The sequence below is a fragment of the Stenotrophomonas sp. 82F1 genome (genome assembly GCF_056861525.1).
Genome location: NZ_JBSPUD010000010.1, coordinates 51,789 through 74,743, shown reverse-complemented (window position 1 = coordinate 74,743; position 22,955 = coordinate 51,789). Strand labels below are relative to the sequence as shown.

Below are 22,955 nucleotides of genomic sequence, written 5' to 3'. Positions count from 1 at the left end.
GCCCACGCTCGGCTGCTCTGGCTTGTCCGTAGCGTCGAGCCGCCACGCATGGCGTGGCGCTTATACGTCGTCGTCGTCTTCCGCCGCTTCACGGCCCTGCTGGCGGATCAGGGCTTCTTCGCGCGCATCGTTGATGGCGTGACGCACGCTGTCGAGGTCGACGGTAGATTCATCGTGCACAAAGGTGCCGGTGAGCTCGCTGTCCGGCAGCAGGCTGCCAGCCTCGAACAGCGCCCACATTTCCTCGCCATACCAGCTGTCCAGCAGTTCAGGGGCGAAACGGCCCAAGTAGGCGGTGAGGTTGTTGACGTCCCGCAGCAGCATGCTGCGCGCGGCGTTGTTGCCGCCTGCACTGACCACCTGGGGGAAATCGATCACCACCGGGCCATCGGGACCGACCAGCACGTTGTACGGCGAGAGATCGCCATGGATCAGGCCGCAGCACAGCATGCGCACCACCTGGCGGACCAGGGTCTGGTGGAACTGGCGGGCCTGTTCGGGCTCCAGTTCCACTTCGCCCAGGCGGGCGGCGGAGAAACCGTCGGCATCGGTGACCAGCTCCATCACCAGCACGCCGTGGAAGTAGCCGTATGGCTCGGGCACGCGCACGCCGGCATCACGCAGCAGGTACAGCGAGTCCACCTCGGTGTTCTTCCAGGCCGTTTCCTGCTGCTTGCGGCCGTACTTGCTGGCCTTGCCCACCGCACGCGCCTCACGGCTGCCGCGCACCTTGCGGCCTTCCTGGTACTGCACGCGCTGCTGGAAGCTGCGCTGGGCCATGTCCTTGTAGACCTTCGCGCAGCGCACCTCGTTGCCGCTGCGTACCACGTACACGGCCGCTTCCTTGCCGCTCTTGAGCGGGCGTAGCACTTCATCGATCACGCCGTCGTCGATCAGCGCGCGCAGTCCTTCGGGGGTTTTCACGGGATATCTGGGGTGGCCGGCGCGGAGGCGCTCGCCAGGATGGGGAGGGATTTTCGCATTTTACAGGTCGCGGCTGTCGGGCGGCTTCCCGGCTGGCCCGCGAGCGTCGCCGGGCAACCATTTCGCGAGACGGCTGCCACTGTCGCGTATCCGTCTTTTCCAACGCGGATCACGCCGCTGTGGCGTGGCGGCGCGCTATCGTGCCGCCATACGGCCTTGCGCATGGGGGATGCATGCTGGTTGTGCTGGCGCTGATGTTCGTGATCTGCCATGGCGTGGTCGTGGCGCTCTGGCCGGGTACGGCCGGTGGCGGCTCGTTCGTGTTCCTGACCGCAGCGCCTCTGCTGGCCGCCGCGGCCTGCCTGTGGCGCGGCCAGCGCGACCGCGCTGCACTGGGCTGGCGGGCCACTGCACTGGCGCTGCTGCTCTGGGCCGGTGGCATGGCCTTCAACATGGCCGACGCCCTGGGCGCCGGCCGGGCCGACATCACCCCGCGCGCCAGCCTGCTGCTGTATGTGCTGTACGGCGTGCCGCTGGTGTTCATCCTGGCCCGCGCCCGTCGCGAACGCTGGACCATCAGCCTGATCGACGGCGTGATGGCCGCCCTGCTGGGTGTGTTGTTCTTCGTGCATACCCAGTCCTTCGCCGACCGCATCGACATCGACGACCAGGCGATGGCGCACATGCAGCGCATGTTCGACATCCAGAACCTGTGCATCGCCGCTTTCGCGGTAGTGCGCTGGGTCGCCGGCGATGCACCTGAACGGCGCAGCTTCTACCGCGCGCTGGCGCTGTATGCGCTGTCCTATCTGCTGGTGGCGTACTACATCAATCACTACACCGCCGAGCAGTCGTTCGGCGCCTACAACGATCTGCTGATCGACCTGCCGTTCCTGCTGTTGGCGGTACTGGCGCTGCGCCAGGCACCCGCGCCGGGCTTCGTGCTGCATCCCCGCCTGCTGCGGTTGGTGCAGGCGGGTGGACCGATCATCCTGCCCCTGCTGCTGCTGGTGGTCGGCACCCTGGTGGTGGACCATGCGCGGCCGCTGGCGGTGACCGGCTTCGTGGTGGCGACGCTGGGCTTCGGCCTGCGCAGCACGTTGCTGCAGATCGATCTGCTGGAACGGCAGGCGGGCCTGGATCAGCTGGCGCGGCAGGACGGCCTGACCGGCGTAGCCAATCGCCGTGAATTCGATACGCTGCTGTTGGCCGAATGGAACCGCGCGCGCCGCAGCGGTACCGAACTGGGCCTGCTGCTGGTGGACATCGACCATTTCAAGGCATTCAACGACGAGCACGGTCATCCCGCTGGCGACCGTTGCCTGCAGGCGGTGGCCGCGGTGCTGCAGGCCACCGCCGGGCGCGCGGCTGACAGCGTGGCGCGCTATGGCGGTGAGGAGTTCGCAGTGATCGTGCCTGGCAGCCCGCTGTCGGGTGTGCTGGCACTGGCCGAGCGTCTGCGTGAGGCGGTGGAAGCGCTGCCACTGCCGGAGGGCCCGGTCAGCATCAGCGTGGGGGTGGGCTACCTGCATCCACCGGCGCTGGCCAGCGCCGAACAGCTGCTGGCCGATGCCGATGCCGGCCTGTACGCGGCCAAGCGTGCCGGCCGCAACCAGGTGACCTTGCACGCACACGTGCTGGACGACGACGGCGGCGCACACGATACGCTGGACTGTTGAGCACGCGTGGCACTGTGTATCTCGCGCTCTGCGGCAGCTGGTAAGGACAGCGAACTGGTAGCGCCGGACCATGTCCGGCGGCTCGGGTAGTTGCCAACCTTGGTTGGCAGCCCTTTCCCGGAGGCGCCAACCAAGGTTGGCGTCTACCAGAGCGGGGCAGGTAGCAGGGCGGGGCAGGTAGTGCCGGGCCATGCCCGGCGCGCACCTCAACGCACGTCGCGCAGTTCCCAGTGGTGCCCGGCCAGCAGGCGCAGCCGCTGCTTGAACACGTCACTGTCGATGCGGGTGGTGGCCACCAGGTTGATGCGCAGGTCCTTCTGCTCACCGGTCACGGTGGCTTCCGGGTCGGTCACGCCCCACTGCGGTTCCACCGCATCCGGGTCCGGCTGCTTGTCGCGCCAGCGCTCGAACAGGCTGCCATTGCGCAGCGCGTTCTGCAGTTCTTCGGCGAAGCCGGCCGCGCCCTGCGAATGGAAAGACAGGTCGGGGTCGTTGCCGCGGGCCTTGGACGGTTCGGGCAGGCTGATGTGGTACTGCGCAGGCATGTTGATCTCCTTGAGGTGGCGCTAGGCTGGCATAAGCGCGGTGGAATCGATGTGCAGATTCCAATGCGTGGTTGGCCTTCATTCAAACCGGTGCGGCCCATCGGCGAAGCCCACGGTGACCGCGCCCTTGCCGACGTTGACCATGCCGGTCAGGCTCATCACCGATTCGTACACGGTCACGCCATGGCCGGCGCAGACCTCCTTCATCTGCGCGTAGCCGGGCAGGGCACGCAGTTCGTCCAGTTCGCCGCCGTAGCTGACGCACACGGTGGGCGTCATCAGGCCGGCGCGTACGCGCTGGCCGACCACGCCGAACAGCTTCAGCACGGCATTGTCGAAACCCTTGATCTTCGCCACCGGCCCGGTCTCGCCGCGATAGCCATGCAGCACCGGCTTGATGTCCAGCGCACTGCCCAGCGCTGCGCTGAGCAGGCCGACGCTGCGGTCGCCCTTGTGCCGGGCGCGGGCGCGCATGTAGTACAGGTCGCGGGTGACCATGTAGCCGTGCACGTTGCCGGCCAGTTCTTCCAAGCGCTCGCGGATCTGCTGCACGCTGGCGTCGCTGGCACGCAGGCGCACCGCTTCCACCGCCGTCACCGCCTGTGCGGCGAACAGGTTCTGGGTGTCCAGCACGCGCAGCGCGAACGGCGAGTTGTAGCCTGCCGCCTGCCGCACCGGCTTGTAGTCGTTGAGGATGGCGAAGCTGGCCTGCAGCGCGTTGTCGTGGATCGGGCTGCGGGTCTTGGTGATGGTCATGCAGAACACGTGGTCGTAGTCGATCACCAGCCGCTGCAGGAACAGGTCGCGGATCTGGTTGACGCTGAAGGGGATGGTCTCCGCTTCGGCGCCGTGTTCGGCGACGTGCGCGTGCAGGAAGCTCAGCGTGGCCTGCTCGTCGCGGTGGTCGGCGAGCACGGCTTCGCCGATCCGCACGGTGATCGGCAACAGCACGATGTTGTGCTCGGCAATGAAGTCCTGCGGCAGGTCGCAGGCCGAGTCGACGACGATTCCGATGCGCATCCGCGGCTCCCCCTCCAGGGCGGTTGTAGGTTCGGAAATGTGAAAACTATCTCAAAACCGGATCGGGCGCGCGAGGGAAATGCGCCACTGCCTGTTCAGCGACTGCGCTGCACTGCCATCGGCAGGGCCACCGCCTGCTGCCAGTCGGGGCGATCCAGCAGGCCCGGGTCGTCCAGCACCGCCGCCATCAGCGGGTGGGTATCGTTGCCCCAGAACAGTTCGCCGTCGATGGCCAGGGTCGGCACGCCGAATACGCCAGCCTCGATCGCCGCATCGGTGTTGCGTCGCAGCTGTTCCTTGATTGCCGGCTCGCCAATGGCTGCTTCCACGTCGCTGATACCCAGCCGGGCGGCCGGGTCGCGCAGGGCCGGGGCGCTGTCGGCCGCGTGGCCGTCGCGCCAGATCCAGTCGAACAGCACATCCACCGCCTCGGTGCTGGCGCCCGCGGCCAGGCACAGGCGCAGGGCCGCCAGCGGGTTGAACGGATGCCCGGGCGGAAAGCGCAGAAGGGTGCCCTCGGCCTGCGCGGTCCACAGCAGCTGGCGGTACATGAAACGGCGCTTGGCCGGGATCTCCGCCGGGCCCAGGTTGCCCAGATGGTGCAGGACCGCACCGAAGGCGATCGGTACCGGTTGGATGTGCTCGAACTGCGGCAGCCGCTTCACCTTCTGCCAGTGCAGGTAGGAGTAGGGCGAGACGAAGTCGAAATACCAGCGCAGGGTGGGCATCGGTGGCTCCTTGTGGCGGTCAGGGCTGCGCGTTGCGCTGCAGGTAGCGGTCGCGCAGTTCGGTCTGGCGCGAGCGCATCGGCATCGCACGGCCGCCCAGCCAGACCTGCTCGGCATAGTGCGCCACATCCAGCGGATCCCCTTCCCACAGCACCAGGTCGGCGCGCTTGCCCGGCTCGATGCTGCCGATCTGGTCGGCCACGCCCAGCACCTCGGCCGGTACCCGGGTCAGTCCGGCCAGGCCGTCGGCCCAGGGCAGGCCATTGGCCACCGCGTTGCCGGCCAGCTGGCGCATCTTGCGCGCGTTGTGCGAGGCATCGTCGCGCTGTGCGAAGGCCACCGCTACGCCGGCGCGCTGCAACCGCGCGGCGTTTTCCAGGGTGGCGCCGATCTGGTCGAAGGTCGCCGGCAGGTTGCCCAGTGCGTCGACGAACACCGGCACCTTGGCCGCTGCCAGTTCCGGTGCCAGCTGCCAGGCCTCGGCACCGCCGGCAATGGCGATCTTCACTTTTTCGCGGGCTGCCCAGCGCAACAGCTGGCGGATGTCGGCCGCGCGGTCCACTTCCACCACGATGCGGCCCTGGCCGGACAGATAGCGCGCCAGCGTGCGGCGACCGGCCGGGGTCAGCAGCGCATGCGGCGAATCGGCGGCGACCTGGCCACGCGCTTCATCGACCATCTGCTGCAGCAGCATCCACTGCGCCGCGCGCGATTGCCCGGTCAGTTCAGATGCAGCAGCACCCAGGCGCAGGAACAGGGCGCGCGGGCCGATCGGGTCGGCACTGCCATCGAAACGCACCACGCCACCCTGGCCGGCGACGAAACCGCCGCCGGTGGCCGCGCCCAGCGCCGTGAAGCCGATACCATCCAGGCGTGCCACCGGAATCAGTACCGACGCAGGGTTGTAGGCCAGGGTCACGTCGAATTCCGGACGCAGGGGCTGCTCACCGATCTTCAGCGCGCTGTCGACCGTGCTCGATTCGCCGGACACTTCCTCGATGCCGATCTCGGTGATGCCGCCGAACAGGGCAGGGGTCAGCGTGCGGCCCTTCGCCTCGACCACCGGCACGCCGGCCGATGCGGACAGGCCGCGACCCACCGCGCGGATGATGCCGCCCTGCACCAGCACGTCGGCGTCCTCCACGTTGCCGCGTGCGCTGGCGGTAGCGACGGTCGCACCGCGCACCAGCAGGTCCTGGGCCTGCGCAGGCGGCGCGATGCAGGCCAGCGCCATGACGGCTGCGCCGAGCGTTGCGGCAGATTTCGCCATTGCCTTGAACATGCCCATCAGCGCAGCTCCTGCCCAAGCTGGAAATCCGACCGCGGCGTCGCCGCTGGCGTACTGCGGTCGTACACGCGGCGGCCATCGACGAACACCTGCTCGGCCAGTGCATACGAACTGAAGGGGTTGCCGTTCCAGATCACCACGTCGGCCATCTTTCCGGCTTCCAGCGTGCCGGTCTGCGCTTCGATGCCCAGCGCCTTGGCGGCGTTGGCGGTCATCCAGGTGATCGCACGTTCCGGCGCGATCTCCGGCATGTGCGCGCGGCGCGCGGCGGCCATCACCTTGGCCGCTTCCTGGTTCAGGCGCTGGATGCCTTCGGGCGAGTCGGAGTGGACGATGGCGCAGCTGTTCTTCGGCCGGTCGACCAGCGCGATGTTCTCGGCGATACCGTCGAAGGCCTCCATCTTGAAGCCCCACCAGTCGGCCCACAGTGCCCCGCACACGCCTTCGGCAGCCAGCCGGTCGGCCAGTTTGTAGGCTTCCACACCATGGTGGAAGGCGGCCACCTTGAAACCGAATTCCTTGGACAGGTCGAGCATGGTGGCCATTTCATCGGCGCGGTAGCAGTGGATGTGCACGCGGATATCGCCCTGGATCGCGCCTGCAAGGGTATCCAGCTTGAGGTCGCGCTTGCCGCCGGCGTCACCGGCGCTGTCGCCCTTGTCGCTGCCGAACCAGCCCTTGCGCTTGGCCGGCTTCGGTTGGTTCTTGGCGATGTAGTCGGCCGCGTCGATGAAGGCTGCGCGGTAACCGGCCACGTTGCCCATCCGCGTGGCAGGTGCCACGCCCTTGCCGCCACCGTAGACGCGCTTGGGGTTCTCGCCGCAGGCCATCTTCAGGCCCCACGGCGCACCGGGGAACTTCATCGCCTGATAGGTGGTGGCAGGCACGTTCTTCAGCGTTACGCCGCGGCCACCGACCAGGTTGGCCGAGCCGGGCAGCACCTGCATGCTGGTCACTCCGCCTGCCAGCGCCGCCTGGAAACCGGGGTCCTGCGGCCATACCGAATGCTCGGCCCAGACATTGGCGGTGACCGGCGCGGTCATCTCGTTGCCGTCGCTGTGCGCGCTGACGCCAGGGCTGGGATAGACGCCCAGGTGCGAATGCACGTCGATCAGGCCCGGGGTCACCCATTTGCCGTCCGCGTTGATGCGGGTGACGCTGGCATCGACCTGCAGCGCATCGCCGACGGCGACGATGCGGCCATCGCGCAGCAGCACATCGGCGTTGTCCAGCCGCTGCCCGGTGCCGGTCAGCACGGTGGCGTTCTGGATCAGCAGCGGCCCATCGGGATGCGCCTGGTAGGTGCTCGGGTAGGGATCGGCGACGAAGCGCGAAGCGCCCACGGCCGGCGCCGTGCTCAGCGATACCAGCGCCAGTCCCAACCCGGCGCGCAACAACGTCGATGTCATGCAGATCCCCTTGGCAGCGTGTTCAACCCACCGACGCTAGCCGGGGACTGGCCTGCTTGCCAAGTGACCTTGGGCAGGGGGCGATGTGGGGAGTTTCCCGACAGTGCACATGTGAAAAATATATTAAGTTGCAAGGACACCCGTCGATAGCGACATGCGGGTGAGCGCGCGCTGACGCGCCGCGAAGGTGTTCCCACCGTGCTCCATGAGGGAGCAGCACCTGAAACAATCCATGGAATCAAGGACGTAATCCCCGATGACCGTTGCAACGTTGTATCGCTCCACCTCTCGCCGTCGTTCCTTCCTGCCTTCCCCCCTCGCATCGGCCATCGTTGGCTCGCTGCTGATGGCAGCCACCCTGCCGGCACTGGCCCAGGGCAACACCGACGATCTGTCCCGTTACCAGTACCAGCGCAGCCTGCAGGCGGCATTGGCGCGTCCGGTCGTCACCGCAGCGCCTGCCTCTGCATCGCTCGCGCCGTCGATCAGCATCGCGCCGATGGCCAGCGGCGAGCCGCAGCCGGTGATGGGCGCCCCCGCTGATCGCGCCAGTTGGCGCACCAGCGAGTTCAACCGCGACTGGGGCCTGCAGGCCGTCAATGCCGACGCCGCATACGCGCGTGGGTTGACCGGTGCAGGTATCCGCCTGGGCGTGTTCGACAGCGGCACCGGGCTGGACCACTCCGAATTCGCTGGCAAGAACCACCGTAGCATCCACCTGGCCGATCGCCTGGCTGACGGATCGTCGTGCACCAACACCACCATGCTGAGCGGACCGGATGCCTGCTTCAGCAGCGACGGCAATGACGTGGCCATCGACATGACCCTGCTCGACATGGACCAGGCGAACATCGACAACGTCAATCGCCAGGGCCTGTTCGAAGGTCTGGCCTACAACACCCATGGCACGCACGTGTCGGGCACCATCGCTGCGAACCGTGATGGCTCCGGCACGCACGGCGTTGCCTTTGGCGCCGATCTTTCGGTGGCACGCCTGTTCTTCAACAGCCTCACCGTCTGGGACGTCGATCCGTCGACCAACCAGTACCGCAATGGCTCGGTCGGCATTGGTGCGTCCGATGCAGTGTTTGCCGACCTGTACGAGCAGTTGAACGCGCAGCAGGTGCGGGCGGTTAACCACAGCTGGGGCTTCACCAACGAGCCGACCACCGCTGACCAGCAGGACGCGGACTTCTTCAACGATCCAGCCTACGACGACTATTTCCAGATCATCGGCGATGGTTCGCGTGCCAACGGCATGATCCAGGTGTGGGCTGCCGGCAATACCTATCCGTACAACACCTCGCCGGAAGACGCGCCGATTGCCGGCGTGCACGCCACGCTGCCGCGCGTCCAGGCCGACCTTGAGCCGTACTGGCTGAGCGTGGTCAACGTCGATCGCAACCTGGTGCTGGCAGAAAGCTCCATGCGTTGTGGCCTGAGCGCCAACTGGTGCCTGGCGGCGCCGGGCAGCGACATCGCCTCCACTGCCTACGGCGCCGATTCGCAGATCATCGGTACACCGTTCCAGACCGGCAATGCTATCGGTCTGGACATCCAGCAGCGCATGCCGACCTATGCCTACGAGGACATGACCGGTACCTCGATGGCGGCACCGCACGTCACCGGCGCGCTGGGCCTGCTGTTTGAACGCTTCCCGTACCTGGACAACGCGCAGGTGCGTGACGTGCTGCTGACCACCGCCACCGATCTCGGCGCGGCGGGTGTGGACGACGTCTACGGCTGGGGCATGATGAACCTGGCCAAGGCCATTGAAGGCTATGGCTCGCTGCGCGTGGACACCAACGTGGTGATGAACCAGAAGGCCGGTGGCCTGAAGGTGTGGGAAGGCGATGCGTGGGACGACTGGACCAACGACATCGGCGGCCCGGGCAAGCTGACCAAGAGCGGCATCGGCTGGCTGCGCCTGAGTGGCGACAACAGCTTCAACGGCGCGGTGGTGCGCGAGGGCGTGCTGGAGCTTGACGGCGTCAATGCGCTGACCAGCGCGGTGGACGTGGCCGGCGGCAGCTTCCTGCTCAATGGCACGTTGAAGAACACTGCGCTGAACAGCCTGGGTGGCAGCAGCCGCATCAATGCCAGTGGCGTGCTCGACGGTTCCAACCTGACCGTCAGCGGCGGCGTGGTGTCCTTCAACGGCGTGCAGAGCGGTGGCCACACCTACGTGGGCGAGAAGGGCACGTTGAAGGGGGTTGGCCAGCTGGGTGATACCACGGTGGCGGGTGTCATCGCCCCGGGCAACTCGATCGGCACGCTGACCATCAACGGCAACTACGTGCAGACCGCCACCGGTGTGTATCAGGCCGAGGTGGCACCGGGCAGCCGAAGTGACCAGCTGCATGTCACCGGCACGGCCACCCTCGGCGGCACCCTGGTGGCGCTGCCGGAACCGGGCATCTACTACCTGGGTGAGCAGTTCAACTTCATCCGCGCCGATGGCGGCGTGAGCGGGCAGTTCGCCACCACCGACTTCAGCGCATTCTCGCCCTTCATGCAGTTCAGCCTGGCCTATGGTGCCAGCGGCGCGCGCATCGAAGTGACCCGCGGCAACGCGCTGGCCAGCTCGGCCACCACCGACAACCAGCGTGCCGTCGCTGTCGTGGCCGATACCCTGGCGATCAACCAGGGCTTGCCCAGGCCGCTGACCACGCTGTTCCCGCAGCAGGTGGGTGCAGCGTTGGACAGCCTCAGCGGCGAACTGCATGCAGCCACGTCGATCGCGCTGGTTGAAGGCAGCCGCCATGTGCGCGATGCGGCGCTGTCGCGTCGTGTCGGTGCGACCTCGCCGGGCGGTGACGAAGCGGCCGCGACCGGTGTCTGGGTGCAGGCAATCGGTGGCAACGGCAGGCTGGATGGCAATGCCAACACGGCCCGCACCGAGGCCAACAGCAACGGGCTGCTGGTGGGCGTGGACCGCCAGTTCGGCGGCTGGCAGGTGGGCCTGCTGGCCGGCACCGGCCGTACCGACGTCAAGCAGCAGGACGGCCGTCGGGCGAAGTCGAAGATCGACAACACCCACTTCGGTGCGTACGCCAGTCACAACTGGGGCGGTTTCGGCCTGCGTGGCGGGCTGGCATGGAGCGAGCACGAGGTCGACAGCACCCGTGAGCTGGCGTTCGCCGGCTACAGCGATACGCTGAGCGCGCGCTACGACGGGCGTACCCGCCAGGCCTTCATCGAGGCGGGTTACCGCTTCGGCGGCCGCGAGGCCGGCCTGGAGCCGTACCTGCAGGTGGCACGCGTTGAAGTGGACATGAAGTCGGTCAACGAGCGTGGTGGTGCGGCAGCCCTGCAGGGCAACGTCGACGATACCCGCACCACCCTGGCTACTGCCGGTGTGCGCTTCGACAAGGGCCTGAAGGCTTCGTTCCAGCAGGACAGCTGGCTGCACGTGCGCGGCGGGGTGGGCTACCGCCACGCTTCGGGCGACCGCAATCCGGCGGCCAGGCTGGGCTTTGCCAGCGGCGGCGATACCTTCGTGGTCAGCGGCGCCCCGATCGCCGACAGCGCGGTGGTGGCCGAACTGGGCCTGTCGGCCTGGCTGACGGCCAACCAGCAGCTGGAACTGGGCTACACCGGCCAGTTCGGCGATGAAAGCCGCGACCATGGCGCCAACCTGCGTTGGTCGGTGCGCTTCTAAGCCATCCGGTTCCCAAGGGAATCCCCGGGAGGGCGGCCGCAGGGCCGCCCTTCTTCGTTGCCGCGGGCAGGTGTGGTGAGGCAGGCGGGCGCCTACAATATCGGCCCCACGCCGCAGCGGAGCGCCCATGAAGAGCAAGCAGGACATCGTCGACAACTGGCTGCCGCGCTATACCGGCGTGCCCCTGGACCAGTTCGGCCAGCACATCCTGCTGACCAATTTCGGGGGCTACCTGCATACGTTCTCGGCGCTGACCGGTGCGCCGGTGATCGGTCTCGACCGGCCCATGGCCAGCGCCACCATCGACGGCATCACCATGATCAACTTCGGCATGGGCAGCCCCAATGCCGCGATCATCATGGATCTGCTGTCTGCGGTGATGCCCAAGGCGGTGCTGTTCCTGGGCAAGTGCGGGGGGCTGAAGCGCAAGAACGAACTGGGCGACCTGGTGCTGCCGATCGCGGCCATCCGCGGCGAGGGTACCTCGGGCGACTACCTGCCCCCGGAAGTGCCGGCATTGCCGGCCTTCGCCCTGCAGCGTGCGGTCTCGACCATGATCCGCGACCTTGGCCACGACTACTGGACCGGCACCGTCTACACCACCAACCGCCGGGTCTGGGAGCACGACGAGGCCTTCAAGGAGCGGCTGCGGGCGATGCGCTGCATGGCCATCGACATGGAAACCGCGACGATCTTCGCTGCCGGCTTCGCCAACCACATCCCCAGTGGCGCCCTGCTGCTGGTTTCAGACCAGCCGATGATCCCGGACGGGGTGAAGACCGAGGCGTCCGACGCCAAGGTCAGCTCGCAGTTCGTGGAAAACCATATCCAGATCGGCATCGAGGCGCTTAAGCTTATCCGGCGCAACGGCAAGTCGGTCCGCCACCTGCGCTTCGACGAATGATGATGATGGCCTGGCGCGGTGCGCCGGCCCTGGGGAGTAGGTGATGGACGTTGCCGCGCAAGTGGTGGAATTCTGGAAAGACGCGGGCCCTGAAAAGTGGTTCGCCCGCGACGATGCGTTCGACGCACGGTTCCGTACGCTGTTCGCGGACGAACACCATGCCGCCGCATCGCGCGCGCGCGAGCACTGGCTGAGCAGCGCCGAGGGCGCGCTGGCGCTGATGCTGCTGCTGGACCAGTTCCCGCGCAACTGCTTCCGTGGCACGGCCCATTCCTATGCCACCGATGGCCTGGCCCGGCACTACGCCATGCGCGCGATCGAAGAGGGGCTGGACCTGCAGCTGGTCCCCAAGCTGCGCGCCTTCATCTACCTGCCGTTCGAGCATTCCGAAGATCCGCTGGACCAGGACCGCTCGGTCGCGATGTTCGACGTGCTGGGCGACAAGGAATACCTGCAGTACGCCGAACTGCACCGCGACATCATCCGCCGCTTCGGCCGGTTCCCGCACCGCAATGCGGTACTTGGCCGCATGCCGTCGCCGGAAGAACTGGATTACCTGGCCGAAGGCGGTTTTGCCGGGTAACCCGGAAGGAGTAGATCCACGCCATGCGTGGATGGGCTCAACAGAAAACGCCGGCTTTCGCCGGCGTTTTCGTGGGTATCAACTGCGGCCGATCAGTACTTCGGCACGCCGTTGTCCACGTCGTCCGACCAGGCATCGATGCCGCCGGTGACGTTGAACACCTTGCTGAAGCCCAGCGCACGGAACTGCTCTGCGGCCTGCGCGCTGCGGCCACCGTGGTGGCACAGGAAGGCCAGGGCGGTGTCCTTCGGCAGGGCTTCCAGCTCGGCGCGGCCGTTGCCATCGAAGCTCTTGAACGGCACGCCGACTGCGGCGATGGCGCGTTCTTCGGCCGGGCGCACGTCCACCAGCATCACGTTGCCGGCACGCACCAGGTCGTCGGCATCGCGCACGCTGATTTCCTGCACCGGCTTGGGCGCGTTCGGGTTGTCGATTGCCAGGCCCTTGCCACGGATGTCGTCAACCCAGTCGATGGTGATGCCGTCGGCGCGACGGGCGCTGGCCAGATCGAACTGCACGCGCAGGCCGTTGGACTCGGCGGCAATCGCGCCTTCGTCGTACGGGGCCAGCTGGAAGTTCGGCTGGAAGCGGGCATCAATGCCCAGCTGCAGCGACGCACCCGGCGAATCGGCCAGCGCGCCCTTCAGCATTTCCACTGCGGCCGGGGTAACGGTGATGCGCGGCGGGGTACGGTCCGGTGCGGCCAGGCCCAGCACGCTGCTCAGCTCACCGCTGGCGGCCATCTGCAGCACGATGTCGCTGCCGCCGACCAGTTCGCCGTCGATGTACAGCTGCGGGATGGTCGGCCAGTCGCCATAGGCCTTGATGCCTTCGCGGATCTCCGCGTCGGCCAGCACGTTGACGTGGGCGAACTCCACGCCCAGGTCCTGCAGGGCACCCACGGCCTTGGCCGAGAAACCGCACTGCGGCATCGACGGCTGGCCCTTCATGAACAGCACGACGCGGTTGTCGTTGAGGATGGTTTCGATGCGCGAACGCAGGGCGGGATCGAGGGACATGGCAGTCATGGGTCCGAAAAATTCGAATCATCAATTCTACCCCCCATGGCATCATGGGGAATGACCAGCGCAGGAACATTGCATCGCATCCCGACCCGGCCCTGGCGCTGGGTGCCTTGGCTGCTGCTGTCGCAGCTGGCTGTGATCCTGATCTGGGTGCTGGCGGGCTGGCACTGGGGCCTGGCCGTGATGGTGGCAAGCCACGCCTTGTTCATGGTGCCGGTGTTCCTGCCCAACAGCCGCTTCTACGCGCCGGTGCTTAGCCGGTTGCCCGATGCCGGCAACCGCGTCTGGCTGACCATCGACGACGGTCCCAGTGAAGAGACCCCGGCGGTGCTGGATCTGCTGGACCGGCACCAGGCACGGGCGACCTTCTTCCTGGTCGGCGAGCGCGCATTGGCGCATCCGGCCCTGGTGGAGGAGATCCTGCGTCGTGGACACGACCTCGGCAACCACAGCCACAGCCACCCGCAGGCGCGCTTCTGGCGGCTGGGCCCGGGCACGATGGCGGCGGAGATCGAAGGTTGCCAGCAGGCGCTGCAGGCGGTCAGCGGGCGACCGGTGCGCTGGTACCGCTCGGTGGTGGGCATGACCAACCCGTTCGTGGCGCCGGTCCTGCGCAAGCTGGGCCTGGTGCGCGTGGGCTGGAGCGCCCGCGGCTACGACGGCGTCGGCTGCACGCCGGACGGCGTGCTGGCACGTCTGCTGCCCGACCTGCGGCCGGGTGCGATCGTGCTGTTGCATGAAGGTGCCGCCCACGGCCACAACCTGGCCATCATCGAACGCGTGCTGCAGGCGCTGGACGAGCGCGGCCTGAAGGCCGAACTGCCGCCCGGCTGACCGGTAGCGCCGGGCCACGCCCGGCGAGCGCCAGACGCAGCAAGAGCGAAGCGACCCGCGTTTGCGCTTCGCTTTTCTCTTGTCTTCCGTGGTGGACGCGCCCGTAAACCGTCCGTGGCCGGGTGGGATGGGCTGTGCGGGGTATCCGCGCCATGGATGGCGCGGCTAAGCCCCCAAGGAGGGGTTCACGGCGTCCCCGCGCAGCCCATCCCGCCCGGGCAGCCCTCGTAGACCGCCGCGCACCACGAGGGGCTCAGCCGTTGGCCGGAGTTCCCGGACGCTCAGCCACCAGCAGCCAGCTGTTGAACGGCGTGCGCCCATGCAGCGGCCGTGGTGCCGTCACCCGCAATCCAGCCTCGGCCAGCGTGGCCTGCAGCACCTGCGGATCCGGGTAGTGACGCGGTCGCGTGCCCATCCAGCCGACCAGCCAGGCCAGGCGATCAGCCACCCGCGTGGCGCGGTCGCGGCGGTCGCCGGTCGCCAGCGGCGTGCGCAGCAGCAGGCGGCCACCGGGTGCGACCCGCGCGCTCACCGCGCGCAGCAGTTCCAACTGCGGCGCTTCGTCCAGGTACTGCAGCACATCCAGCAGCAACACATGCCCGGCATGCGCCGGCAAGGGTGCCTGCACATCCAGACAGTCGAAACGTGCATCGGCCAGGCCGGTGCCGGCGCGCTGCGCACGCGCGATCTTGTCGCTGTCCACGTCAATCCCGAGGTACGCCTGCTGGCGGCCACGCTGGCGCAGCACGTGCGCGAACAGGCCCAGCCCGCAGCCCAGGTCGAGTACCGGCTGGCCGTCGTCGGGAAGGTGCTGCAGTACGCCGTCATACAGCGGGTCGCTGCCCAGCTTGCCGCGGGTGTAGTAGTAATCGCGGCGGCTGCCCCAGGCCTGCATCGGCCGGAAGGACTCGGCGATCAGGCGCGCCTGCCCGGCATCGAGCGGCGAGCAGGGCAGAGGCGTGCCGTTCCGTGGCGTGCCGTCCATCGGATCAGTCCGTCCTGCCCAGCAGGTGCGCGGCCACCGGCAGCGCACGTGCGCTCCACAGCGCATACATCCGTGCGGACGGGTGCAGGCCATCCTCGGCGATCATCGTCGGGTCAGCGCTGTTGTCGCGGCTGATATCGGTGATGTCGACGAAGGCAACACCCTGCTGGCTGCTGATCACCTCGGCAGCCGCGTTGAACTCGTCGGTCTCCAGCTCGACGCGGGCCAGGTCGCGACCGCTGCCTGCACCGTACGGCGTGGTGCCCCAGTCCGGGAAGGACAGCACCAGCACGTGGTCCACGCGGCCACCGGCAAAGCCGATCGCGCGCTGCAGCAGGGCCTGGAACTGCACCTGGTACTCATCCAGCGGGCGCTCGCGGTACTGGTTGTTGACGCCGATCAACAGGCTGACGAAGTCGAACGGCCCCTGCGGCGCCACTGCGTCGATGCCGGCGTCGAGCTCGTCGGTGGTCCAACCCGTGATGGCGATGGTCTGCGGGTCGGCCAGATCGATGCCCTGCGCGCGCAGCGCGGCGGCGAGCTGATGCGGCCAGCGACCGTCGACCGCGACCGCTTCACCAATGGTGTAGGAATCGCCTAGGGCCAGATACGACAAGCCCATCGCTCAAGCCACCGACCGGCGGGGCTTCAGCGGCACCACCTTGGTGGCGTCTTCGGCACGGCGGGCGAGGGCACGATCGATACGGGCGAACACGTCGCGCATCACCGACGCCTCTGGCAGCAGGGTCACGCGGAAGTGGTGGCGGTAAGGCACGTTGAAGCTCGAGCCCGGCACCACCAGCACGCCGTCGTTGTTCATCAGGTCCAGCGCGAAATTGTGGTCGTCGAAGCCCTTGGCGGCGGCGCCGACCACGGCCGGGAACGCGTACAGCGCACCGGCGGGGGCGACCAGCGACAGGTGCTCGCTGGCCTCGCAGGCTTCGATCACCGCACGGCGGGTTTCATACAGACGGCCGCCCGGTGCGCACAGCTCGGAAATGGTGTCCGGCCCGTTCACTGCGGCGTCGATGGCGTACTGGCCCGGCACGTTGGCGCACAGGCGCAGCGCGCCCAGCAGGTCCAGCGCGGCGCGGAAGTCGCCCAGGCGTGCGTCGTCGCCGCTGAGGTGGGCCCAGCCCACGCGCCAGCCGCAGGCGCGGTGCACCTTGCTCAGGCCGCCGAAGGTCAGGCAGGGATGGTCACCGGCCAGCGGTGCGACCGGCTGGAACACCGCGTCGTCGTACAGGATCTGGTCGTAGATCTCATCGACCAGCAGCAGCAGGTTGTGCTGGCGCGCGATCTCGACCACGCGCTCCAGCAGCTCGCGCGGGTAGCTGGCGCCGCTGGGGTTGTTCGGATTGATCAGCACAATGGCGCGGGTGCGCGAGGACACCAGCGTCTCGATCTCGCTCGGGTCCGGCTGGAAGCCGTTCTCGGCGGCGCAGCGGTAGTACACCGGGCGGCCGTCGTTGAGGATGGTCGAGGCCGACCACAGCGGGTAGTCCGGCGAGGGCACCAGCACTTCGTCGCCCGGGTTGAGCAGCGCACGCAGCGACAGGTCGATCAGCTCGCTGACGCCGTTGCCGACGAACACACGGTCCGGGTGGGCATCCGGTGCGCCACGGCGGGCGTAGGCGGCGGCGATGGCTTCGCGGGCGACCGGCAGGCCCTGCTGGTGGGTGTACGGATCGGTGCGGCCCATGTCATCGGCGATGGCGCGCTGCAGGTGTTCCGGTGCACGGAAGCCGAACGCGCCGGGATTGCCGATGTTGAGCTTGATCAGCTTGTGGCCCTGCGCTTCCAGCTCCCGGGCTCGCCGCGCCAGTTCTCCGCGGATTTCGTAGCGCACTTCGGAAAGGCGCTCGCGGATGACCAGGGGTTTGGGCGAGGGAGTGGACATGGGCGGTGGGCCGCAAAAGGCATGGGGGTTCCATGGTAGCGGAATTGCTGCAGCGCATGGCAAGGGCTGCAGGGCCCGCCAACATTGGGCTGGGCGGCATCGCACAGGTAGAATGGCGGCGATGACCCAGACCCCCGATTTCACCGCCCTGCAGACCATTGGCTGGCCCTGGCCGGGCCCGCCGCAGCAGGCCGACTGGCAGGCCGTGATGGCTGCGCACCCGCAGGCCCACCCGGCGCGGGTGATCGAACAGCACCGCACCCACTACGTGGTGGCGGATGGCCCGGAGGCGTCGATCAAGGCCGAATCGTTGCCGGAATGGCAGCGCCCGCGCTTCCCCAGCCACGAACGGCCAGCGGTGGGCGACTGGGTGCTGCTGGACGGCATCCGCATCGTCGCCCTGTTGCCGCGACGTACCGCCATCAAGCGTGGCGCTGCCGGTGAGCATTACCACCAGCAGGTGATCGCGGCCAACATCGATACCGTCTTCATCGTCTGCGGGCTGGATGCGGACTTCAATCCGCGTCGTATTGAACGCTACCTGCTGCTGGTGGGCGGTGGCGGTGCCGAACCGGTGGTGGTGCTGACCAAGGCCGACCAGACCGAGTACAGCGACGATGCGCTGGCGGTGCTGGAAGAACTGGAGCTGCAGGGCATCGCGCTGCACGCGATCAACGGCCTGGATGCGGACAGTGTTGCAGTGCTGGAGCCGTGGCTGGGCCCGGGCCGCACGGTGGTGCTGGTGGGTTCTTCCGGTGCGGGCAAGTCGACGCTGACCAACACGCTGCTGGGCGAGCAGCGGATGAAGACCAACACGGTGCGCGCCAACGATTCGCGCGGCCGCCATACCACCACCCACCGCGCACTGATGCCGCTGCCGATGGGCGCCTGCCTGATCGATACGCCGGGCATGCGCGAACTGAAGCCGACCGGCGAAGAGACGCTGGCCGAAGGCGGCTTCGCCGATATCGAAGCGCTGGCCGCGCAGTGCCGCTTCCGCGATTGCATGCACCAGCAGGAACCCGGCTGTGCCGTGCGTGCGGCGATCGATGCCGGCGAGATTGAAGAGAGCCGGCTGCAGAACTACTTCAAGTTGAAGGAAGAAGTGGCCGCCGCCGCTGCGAAGCTGGCCGTGCGCCAGGCCGAGACCGCGCAGGAGCGCGGTGGCAGGAAAGGCAAGGGCCAGCAGTTCCGCCCCGCCGGCAAGCCGCGTAGGCGCTGAGCCCGAGGTACCGGGAACGCGCTTCTGGTAGGTGCCAATCTTGGTTGGCACTGTCAGGGCAGGGGGCAGCCCAGTAGATCCACGCCATGCGTGGATGCTTTCCGCGCATGCATATCTGTGCCAACCAAGGTTGGCACCTACCAAAGCAAGAGCGGAGCGTTATAGTCCGCCCATGGAACCGACCGCGACGCTGGACCGTGACGTGGCCCACCATGCAGCGCTCGATGCGCGCCTGGTCGAGGCCGTAGGAGGCATCCGCCTGCTGGGCCTGACCAGCTGGCCGGCAACCCTGCAAGCACCCTTCCTGGACAGCGTTGCGCGCGGCCAGCCGACGCTGCCGGTGGTCGACTACCCGAAGCTGGACTTCAGCGACGAGCGTCGTGCACTGGCCGCCCTCGCTGCCGAGTGCGATGAAAGCCATCCGCTCGGCCATTACGTGCGGCAGTCCGCGCAGAGCTGGGATCTGGCTGCACAGCTGCTGGAAGGCCTCGGTACCGCGGCCGTGGATGCCTGTTCGGTGCAGTTGTTCGGGTCACCCGAGCAACCGTTGCCCGGCAACGGACCGAGCACGCGCGATGCAGCGCGCCACTTCATCCAGATTGCTGCCGAACTGGATCACGAACTGCTGGCGCCGGAAGAGCAGGTGCCGGTTTCGGCGATCGCGTTGCAACTGCAGCTGCAGAATGACCTCGATGCATTCTTCGAATCACGCATCATCCAGGTGCAGCTGGATCCGGAGCTGGTCTCCAAGGCAGCGGCCGGACCGACCCGCATCCGCCTGCGCACCAGTGCGCGTTTCAGCGCCTACGACCGCGCGCAGCTGTTCCACCACGAAGCGCTGGTGCATTCGCTGACCGCATTGAACGGCCGCGCGCAGCCGGTGCTGCCGAGCCTGGCACTGTCTTCGCCACGGGTCACGGCCACCCAGGAAGGATTGGCGACATTCGCCGAACAGATCACCGGCAGTATCGACATCGAGCGACTGAAGCGCATCAGCCTGCGTACCGAGGCGATCGCGATGGCGCGCGAAGGTGCGGACTTCATCGAGGTGTTCCGCTACTTCTGCGATGCCGGGCAGAACCCGGAAGAGAGCTTCGCCTCGGCGCAGCGGGTATTCCGCGGTGTGCCGCCGAGCGGTGGCCTGGCCTTCACCAAGGACACGGTGTACCTGCGCGGTCTGGTGTCGGTGCACACGTTCTTCCGCCACATGCTGGCCGAGGATCGCCTGCAGGTCTGCCGCTGGCTGTTCGCCGGCAAGATGAGCCTGACCGATGCGATCGCGTTCGCGCCGCTGTTCGAATCGGGCGTGCTGAAGCCACCGCGTTGGCTGCCGCACTGGATGAGCCGTGCGAACGGCCTGGCCGGCATGCTGGCGTTCTCGCTGTTCGCCAACCGCATCCGGATGGACCAGCTGGCGCCGGAATGAAATGCGTTGGCGGCTTATGGCGTCTTGATTGATATCGGGGAGAGCGGGGGGCTTGCGCTGGCCAGGACACGCCGCAAGTACGTCCCTGTAGGCTCGGCCACGGCATCCATGCCGTGGACGGTCCTGGCCAGCGCAAGCCCCCCGCTCCAGACAATTTCCTGCGAGACGGCCAGCAATCCACCAGAGGGGTTACGTTTGAAAAGCTTGAAAAGCAAAGAGCCGGGCAACGCCCGGCTCTTTGCTTTTGCCCTTGCTTCTCATTGTCTCCGCGCCGGAGCGGGAAACTGTCGAGCGAGGTGGGACGGGCCGAGGCAGGACCGTGAGGCGCATGGATGCGCCGACCGAGCCTACAGGGACGTACTTGCGGCGTGTCCTGCCTCGGCCCGTCCCACCTCGCCCCACTACGGCATCAACGCGCCGCAGCGCCCGCTTTTGATTTAGAACTCCGCCGCCACCGTCATGAACACCTGCCGCGGCGCACTCGCATGGATCGCATAGCGCGTGCCCTTCGGATCGGTCGGTGCGAACGAACTCAACTGGCCCGCATAGCGCTTGTTGGTCAGGTTGGTCGCGTTCAACGACACCCGCACGTTGCGCAGGCCCATGCCCGGGCCGAAGTCGTAGCCGGCGCCCGCATCGAAGGTGGTCACGCCCGGCACCGATTGGTCGTTGGTGTAGGTGTAGTAGCGCTTGCCGGTGTACTTGGCGCGCAGGCTGGCGAAGAATCCATCGCGGTTCCAGCTGATCTCGCTGGAGGCCATGCGCTGCGGTGTGTCCACGGTGATCTTGCCGGCCACCGGTACGATCGCACCGCCCGAGGTGTAGTCATCCTCGTAGGTGGTCTTGTTCCAGGACAGCGCGTTGTACCACTGCAGGCCATCGACCGGCTTGAGGATGAAGGTCAGCTCTGCACCGTGGCTCTTCACCGAACCGACGTTGATGAAGCGCGTCACGCACTCCGGACGCGTACCGACTTCGATGCTCGAGCACGGGTTCAGCGACAGCAGGCGGTTGTCGAACTTCACGTTGTAAGCCGCGATCGAGGCCTGGTATTTCTCGCCGAAGGTACGGAAACCAGCTTCCAGGCTCTTGGACTTCTCCGGCTCCAGGCCGGCGCTGGCCGCGAACGATTCCGGTGACACCTGCAGCGGGCCACCGCTGCCACCGCCGACGAAGGCAGCGATGTTCTCCGCATACGAGGCGAACACCTCGTTGTTGGCGTTGAGCTTGAAGCCCACGCCCAGCTGCGGCAGCACCGATTCCTTGGCGGTCAGCGTGCCCGAGGCGATGCTGGTTTCCACGCCCGGCTGGGCCTTGGCGGTCATGCGCGTGTTGGGGCTCTTGATGCCCACATCCACGGTCAGGCGCTGGTCGAGGAAACGCATCCGGTCCTGCACGTAGAACTGGCGGGTACGGATGTCGAAGTCCTGGTTGAACAGGCGGCGGTCCGGGTTCTGCAGGTACAGGTCGTCCAGGAACGGGCCGCTGATGTAGTAGAAATTGCGCGAGACGTTATGGTCGTTCTGCTCGTACCACACACCGGCTTCCAGTTCGTGGATGCCCAGCGTCCACGACAGCGCTGCGGTAATGCCGTCGCGGTTGATGGTGTAGTTGGTGCTGCGGATCGAGATCGGCAGCATCTTGTCGGTGCCCGGGTAGGACGGCTGGCCTGGTGCCCACCAGTGGCCCTGGCCACGGTTCTCATGGTGGTAGCCCAGCAGCTTCAGGCGGCCCTGCTCACCCAGGCGGATGTCGGCGTCGATCGAGTACAGGTTGTCGTCGCGCAGCGCACGGCTCTGGTAGTACGCATCGTCGATGCTGTTGACGCCGCCGCTGAACGCGCAGCGCGCCTTGTTGTAGGTGCCCGGTGCGCAGTACGCGGCCGCAACGGCGCGATCCCAGTCCGGTGCATAGATGTTCCAGTCATAGCCCAGGCCGCGCGCCAGCATGTCCTTGGACAGATAGGCATAGTTGGCCTGGCTGGCGCGCGAGGTGGCGACGAAGGCGCCGAAGCGGTTGTCGCCCACATTCCACACCGCCTTGGCGTTGAACTGGCGGGTGGTCTGGTTCTGGTACGGCGCGGCCCACATGTCCTGGTCCTGGTGCACGCCGGAGACATAGGCCGAGAAACCGTTGATGTCGCCGGTGTCCACGCGCAGGTAGCCGCGGCGCTGGTTGTCATCACCCGCGGTGATGCTGGCGCGGCCGCCGAACTCGGTGGACGGATCCATCGAGAAGTACTGGATGGTGCCGCCGAGGTTGCTGGTCGAGGCCACGCCCAGCGAACCGATGCCCTGCGACAGCTCGGCGCCGGCCAGGTTTTCGGCGATCAGTGCACGGGCGATGCTCAGGCCGTTGTAGTTGCCGTAGCTGTTGTCACCCAGCGGAATGCCATCCAGCGTGTAGCCCAGGCGGCTCTTGTCGAAGCCGCGCAGGCTGATGGTCTGCGATTCTTCATTCGCGCCGAACGCATCGTTGGACTGCACCGACACGCCGGGCAGGCGGTCGAGGATCTTCTGGCCGCTGGTACCTGGCGGCAGCACCTGCTTGTCGACGGTGGTGATGCGCTGCACCTGGCGGGTCTCGCCCTGGCCGATGACCGAGACGGTATCCAGCGTCTGCGCGCTCAGCGCGGTATCGGCGGTGGCGTCGGTGGCTTCAGCGGCGTGGGCGCTGGCGGCGGAAAGCGCGATCGCCACGGCGATCGTCAGGTATCGGGTCTGCATGATGGTCCATTGCATGGGGGGTGGTCACCGGCCCGGGGGCGCGGTGCGTGGCCACTATGCGAACGGAACATGAAACCTTGTTTACGAAAAACCAAC

The 22,955-nt window shown here is 67.3% G+C and carries 18 protein-coding genes; 7 read left to right on the top strand and 11 right to left on the bottom strand.

All coding sequences use genetic code 11. From position 1 onward, the window contains the following. Nucleotides 1-60 precede the first annotated feature (60 nt). Nucleotides 61-924, bottom strand: coding sequence for a PA4780 family RIO1-like protein kinase (locus tag AC13GI_RS11915; protein ID WP_482996354.1), 864 nt, complete (start codon nucleotides 922-924; stop codon nucleotides 61-63). Between the two features lie 233 nt (nucleotides 925-1,157). Between AC13GI_RS11915 and AC13GI_RS11910 the strand changes: the two genes are divergently transcribed. Next, on the top strand, nucleotides 1,158-2,603 hold the full coding sequence (locus AC13GI_RS11910; RefSeq protein ID WP_482996353.1) for a GGDEF domain-containing protein: 1,446 nt from the start codon (nucleotides 1,158-1,160) through the stop codon (nucleotides 2,601-2,603). A 206-nt stretch (nucleotides 2,604-2,809) separates the two neighbouring features. Here AC13GI_RS11910 and AC13GI_RS11905 read toward each other — a convergent pair whose 3' ends face one another. The 5 genes from AC13GI_RS11905 to AC13GI_RS11885 form a co-directional block, all read right to left on the bottom strand. Then, complete coding sequence (locus AC13GI_RS11905) at nucleotides 2,810-3,148, bottom strand: hypothetical protein (RefSeq protein ID WP_100553525.1); 339 nt, start codon at nucleotides 3,146-3,148, stop codon at nucleotides 2,810-2,812. Between the two features lie 78 nt (nucleotides 3,149-3,226). Beyond that, nucleotides 3,227-4,168: a DegV family protein gene (locus tag AC13GI_RS11900; protein WP_049464775.1), complete on the bottom strand. Its 942-nt coding sequence runs from the start codon at nucleotides 4,166-4,168 to the stop codon at nucleotides 3,227-3,229. Between the two features lie 95 nt (nucleotides 4,169-4,263). After that, on the bottom strand, nucleotides 4,264-4,896 hold the full coding sequence (locus AC13GI_RS11895) for a DsbA family protein (protein WP_482996352.1): 633 nt from the start codon (nucleotides 4,894-4,896) through the stop codon (nucleotides 4,264-4,266). A 19-nt stretch (nucleotides 4,897-4,915) separates the two neighbouring features. Beyond that, nucleotides 4,916-6,166 (bottom strand): amidohydrolase family protein, encoded by a 1,251-nt coding sequence (locus tag AC13GI_RS11890; protein WP_165787282.1) that lies wholly within the window; start codon nucleotides 6,164-6,166, stop codon nucleotides 4,916-4,918. Between the two features lie 17 nt (nucleotides 6,167-6,183). After that, nucleotides 6,184-7,593 (bottom strand): amidohydrolase, encoded by a 1,410-nt coding sequence (locus AC13GI_RS11885; RefSeq protein WP_099820977.1) that lies wholly within the window; start codon nucleotides 7,591-7,593, stop codon nucleotides 6,184-6,186. A gap of 256 nt (nucleotides 7,594-7,849) precedes the next feature. Between AC13GI_RS11885 and AC13GI_RS11880 the strand changes: the two genes are divergently transcribed. The 3 genes from AC13GI_RS11880 (at nucleotide 7,850) to AC13GI_RS11870 (ending at nucleotide 12,741) form a co-directional block, all read left to right on the top strand. Further along, a complete protein-coding gene (locus tag AC13GI_RS11880) occupies nucleotides 7,850-11,254 on the top strand; it encodes an autotransporter domain-containing protein (protein WP_482996351.1) in 3,405 nt (1,134 codons plus the stop codon). A gap of 127 nt (nucleotides 11,255-11,381) precedes the next feature. Continuing rightward, nucleotides 11,382-12,158, top strand: a complete 777-nt coding sequence (locus AC13GI_RS11875; RefSeq protein ID WP_025874105.1) for an AMP nucleosidase — start codon at nucleotides 11,382-11,384, stop codon at nucleotides 12,156-12,158. A gap of 43 nt (nucleotides 12,159-12,201) precedes the next feature. Next, on the top strand, nucleotides 12,202-12,741 hold the full coding sequence (locus tag AC13GI_RS11870; RefSeq protein WP_099820979.1) for a DUF924 family protein: 540 nt from the start codon (nucleotides 12,202-12,204) through the stop codon (nucleotides 12,739-12,741). A gap of 92 nt (nucleotides 12,742-12,833) precedes the next feature. Here the strand turns inward: AC13GI_RS11870 and grxD are convergent, their stop codons facing one another. Beyond that, complete coding sequence (gene grxD, locus AC13GI_RS11865) at nucleotides 12,834-13,760, bottom strand: Grx4 family monothiol glutaredoxin (protein ID WP_380657284.1); 927 nt, start codon at nucleotides 13,758-13,760, stop codon at nucleotides 12,834-12,836. Nucleotides 13,761-13,820: 60 nt separating this feature from the next. On the opposite strand from grxD, the gene AC13GI_RS11860 reads away from it, so the two are divergent. Then, nucleotides 13,821-14,600, top strand: a complete 780-nt coding sequence (locus tag AC13GI_RS11860; protein ID WP_482996350.1) for a polysaccharide deacetylase family protein — start codon at nucleotides 13,821-13,823, stop codon at nucleotides 14,598-14,600. Nucleotides 14,601-14,853: 253 nt separating this feature from the next. Here AC13GI_RS11860 and AC13GI_RS11855 read toward each other — a convergent pair whose 3' ends face one another. From AC13GI_RS11855 to AC13GI_RS11845, 3 genes are read right to left on the bottom strand one after another with little or no spacing between them, the layout of a single operon-like run. After that, nucleotides 14,854-15,585, bottom strand: coding sequence for a class I SAM-dependent methyltransferase (locus AC13GI_RS11855; protein WP_482996349.1), 732 nt, complete (start codon nucleotides 15,583-15,585; stop codon nucleotides 14,854-14,856). Nucleotides 15,586-15,589: 4 nt separating this feature from the next. Beyond that, nucleotides 15,590-16,207 (bottom strand): SGNH/GDSL hydrolase family protein, encoded by a 618-nt coding sequence (locus AC13GI_RS11850; protein ID WP_482996348.1) that lies wholly within the window; start codon nucleotides 16,205-16,207, stop codon nucleotides 15,590-15,592. Between the two features lie 3 nt (nucleotides 16,208-16,210). Beyond that, nucleotides 16,211-17,485: a pyridoxal phosphate-dependent aminotransferase gene (locus tag AC13GI_RS11845; RefSeq protein ID WP_100462668.1), complete on the bottom strand. Its 1,275-nt coding sequence runs from the start codon at nucleotides 17,483-17,485 to the stop codon at nucleotides 16,211-16,213. A 112-nt stretch (nucleotides 17,486-17,597) separates the two neighbouring features. On the opposite strand from AC13GI_RS11845, the gene rsgA reads away from it, so the two are divergent. Together rsgA and AC13GI_RS11835 are read left to right on the top strand one after the other, a co-directional pair. Beyond that, on the top strand, nucleotides 17,598-18,707 hold the full coding sequence (gene rsgA / locus AC13GI_RS11840; protein WP_099820985.1) for a ribosome small subunit-dependent GTPase A: 1,110 nt from the start codon (nucleotides 17,598-17,600) through the stop codon (nucleotides 18,705-18,707). Between the two features lie 172 nt (nucleotides 18,708-18,879). Continuing rightward, nucleotides 18,880-20,133, top strand: a complete 1,254-nt coding sequence (locus tag AC13GI_RS11835; RefSeq protein ID WP_093817976.1) for a flavohemoglobin expression-modulating QEGLA motif protein — start codon at nucleotides 18,880-18,882, stop codon at nucleotides 20,131-20,133. Between the two features lie 437 nt (nucleotides 20,134-20,570). Here AC13GI_RS11835 and AC13GI_RS11830 read toward each other — a convergent pair whose 3' ends face one another. Next, complete coding sequence (locus tag AC13GI_RS11830) at nucleotides 20,571-22,859, bottom strand: TonB-dependent receptor (RefSeq protein WP_312705352.1); 2,289 nt, start codon at nucleotides 22,857-22,859, stop codon at nucleotides 20,571-20,573. Nucleotides 22,860-22,955: the final 96 nt, after the last annotated feature.

Bases quoted from the DNA above. Each gene is read 5' to 3' on its own strand.
- AC13GI_RS11910 (WP_482996353.1), top strand. From the start codon at position 1,158: ATGCTGGTTGTGCTGGCGCTGATGTTCGTGATCTGCCATGGCGTGGTC.
- AC13GI_RS11905 (WP_100553525.1), bottom strand. From the start codon at position 3,148: ATGCCTGCGCAGTACCACATCAGCCTGCCCGAACCGTCCAAGGCCCGC.
- AC13GI_RS11900 (WP_049464775.1), bottom strand. From the start codon at position 4,168: ATGCGCATCGGAATCGTCGTCGACTCGGCCTGCGACCTGCCGCAGGAC.
- AC13GI_RS11895 (WP_482996352.1), bottom strand. From the start codon at position 4,896: ATGCCCACCCTGCGCTGGTATTTCGACTTCGTCTCGCCCTACTCCTAC.
- AC13GI_RS11890 (WP_165787282.1), bottom strand. From the start codon at position 6,166: ATGGCGAAATCTGCCGCAACGCTCGGCGCAGCCGTCATGGCGCTGGCC.
- AC13GI_RS11885 (WP_099820977.1), bottom strand. From the start codon at position 7,593: ATGACATCGACGTTGTTGCGCGCCGGGTTGGGACTGGCGCTGGTATCG.
- AC13GI_RS11880 (WP_482996351.1), top strand. From the start codon at position 7,850: ATGACCGTTGCAACGTTGTATCGCTCCACCTCTCGCCGTCGTTCCTTC.
- AC13GI_RS11875 (WP_025874105.1), top strand. From the start codon at position 11,382: ATGAAGAGCAAGCAGGACATCGTCGACAACTGGCTGCCGCGCTATACC.
- AC13GI_RS11870 (WP_099820979.1), top strand. From the start codon at position 12,202: ATGGACGTTGCCGCGCAAGTGGTGGAATTCTGGAAAGACGCGGGCCCT.
- grxD (WP_380657284.1), bottom strand. From the start codon at position 13,760: ATGTCCCTCGATCCCGCCCTGCGTTCGCGCATCGAAACCATCCTCAAC.
- AC13GI_RS11860 (WP_482996350.1), top strand. From the start codon at position 13,821: ATGACCAGCGCAGGAACATTGCATCGCATCCCGACCCGGCCCTGGCGC.
- AC13GI_RS11855 (WP_482996349.1), bottom strand. From the start codon at position 15,585: ATGGACGGCACGCCACGGAACGGCACGCCTCTGCCCTGCTCGCCGCTC.
- AC13GI_RS11850 (WP_482996348.1), bottom strand. From the start codon at position 16,207: ATGGGCTTGTCGTATCTGGCCCTAGGCGATTCCTACACCATTGGTGAA.
- AC13GI_RS11845 (WP_100462668.1), bottom strand. From the start codon at position 17,485: ATGTCCACTCCCTCGCCCAAACCCCTGGTCATCCGCGAGCGCCTTTCC.
- rsgA (WP_099820985.1), top strand. From the start codon at position 17,598: ATGGCGGCGATGACCCAGACCCCCGATTTCACCGCCCTGCAGACCATT.
- AC13GI_RS11835 (WP_093817976.1), top strand. From the start codon at position 18,880: ATGGAACCGACCGCGACGCTGGACCGTGACGTGGCCCACCATGCAGCG.
- AC13GI_RS11830 (WP_312705352.1), bottom strand. From the start codon at position 22,859: ATGCAGACCCGATACCTGACGATCGCCGTGGCGATCGCGCTTTCCGCC.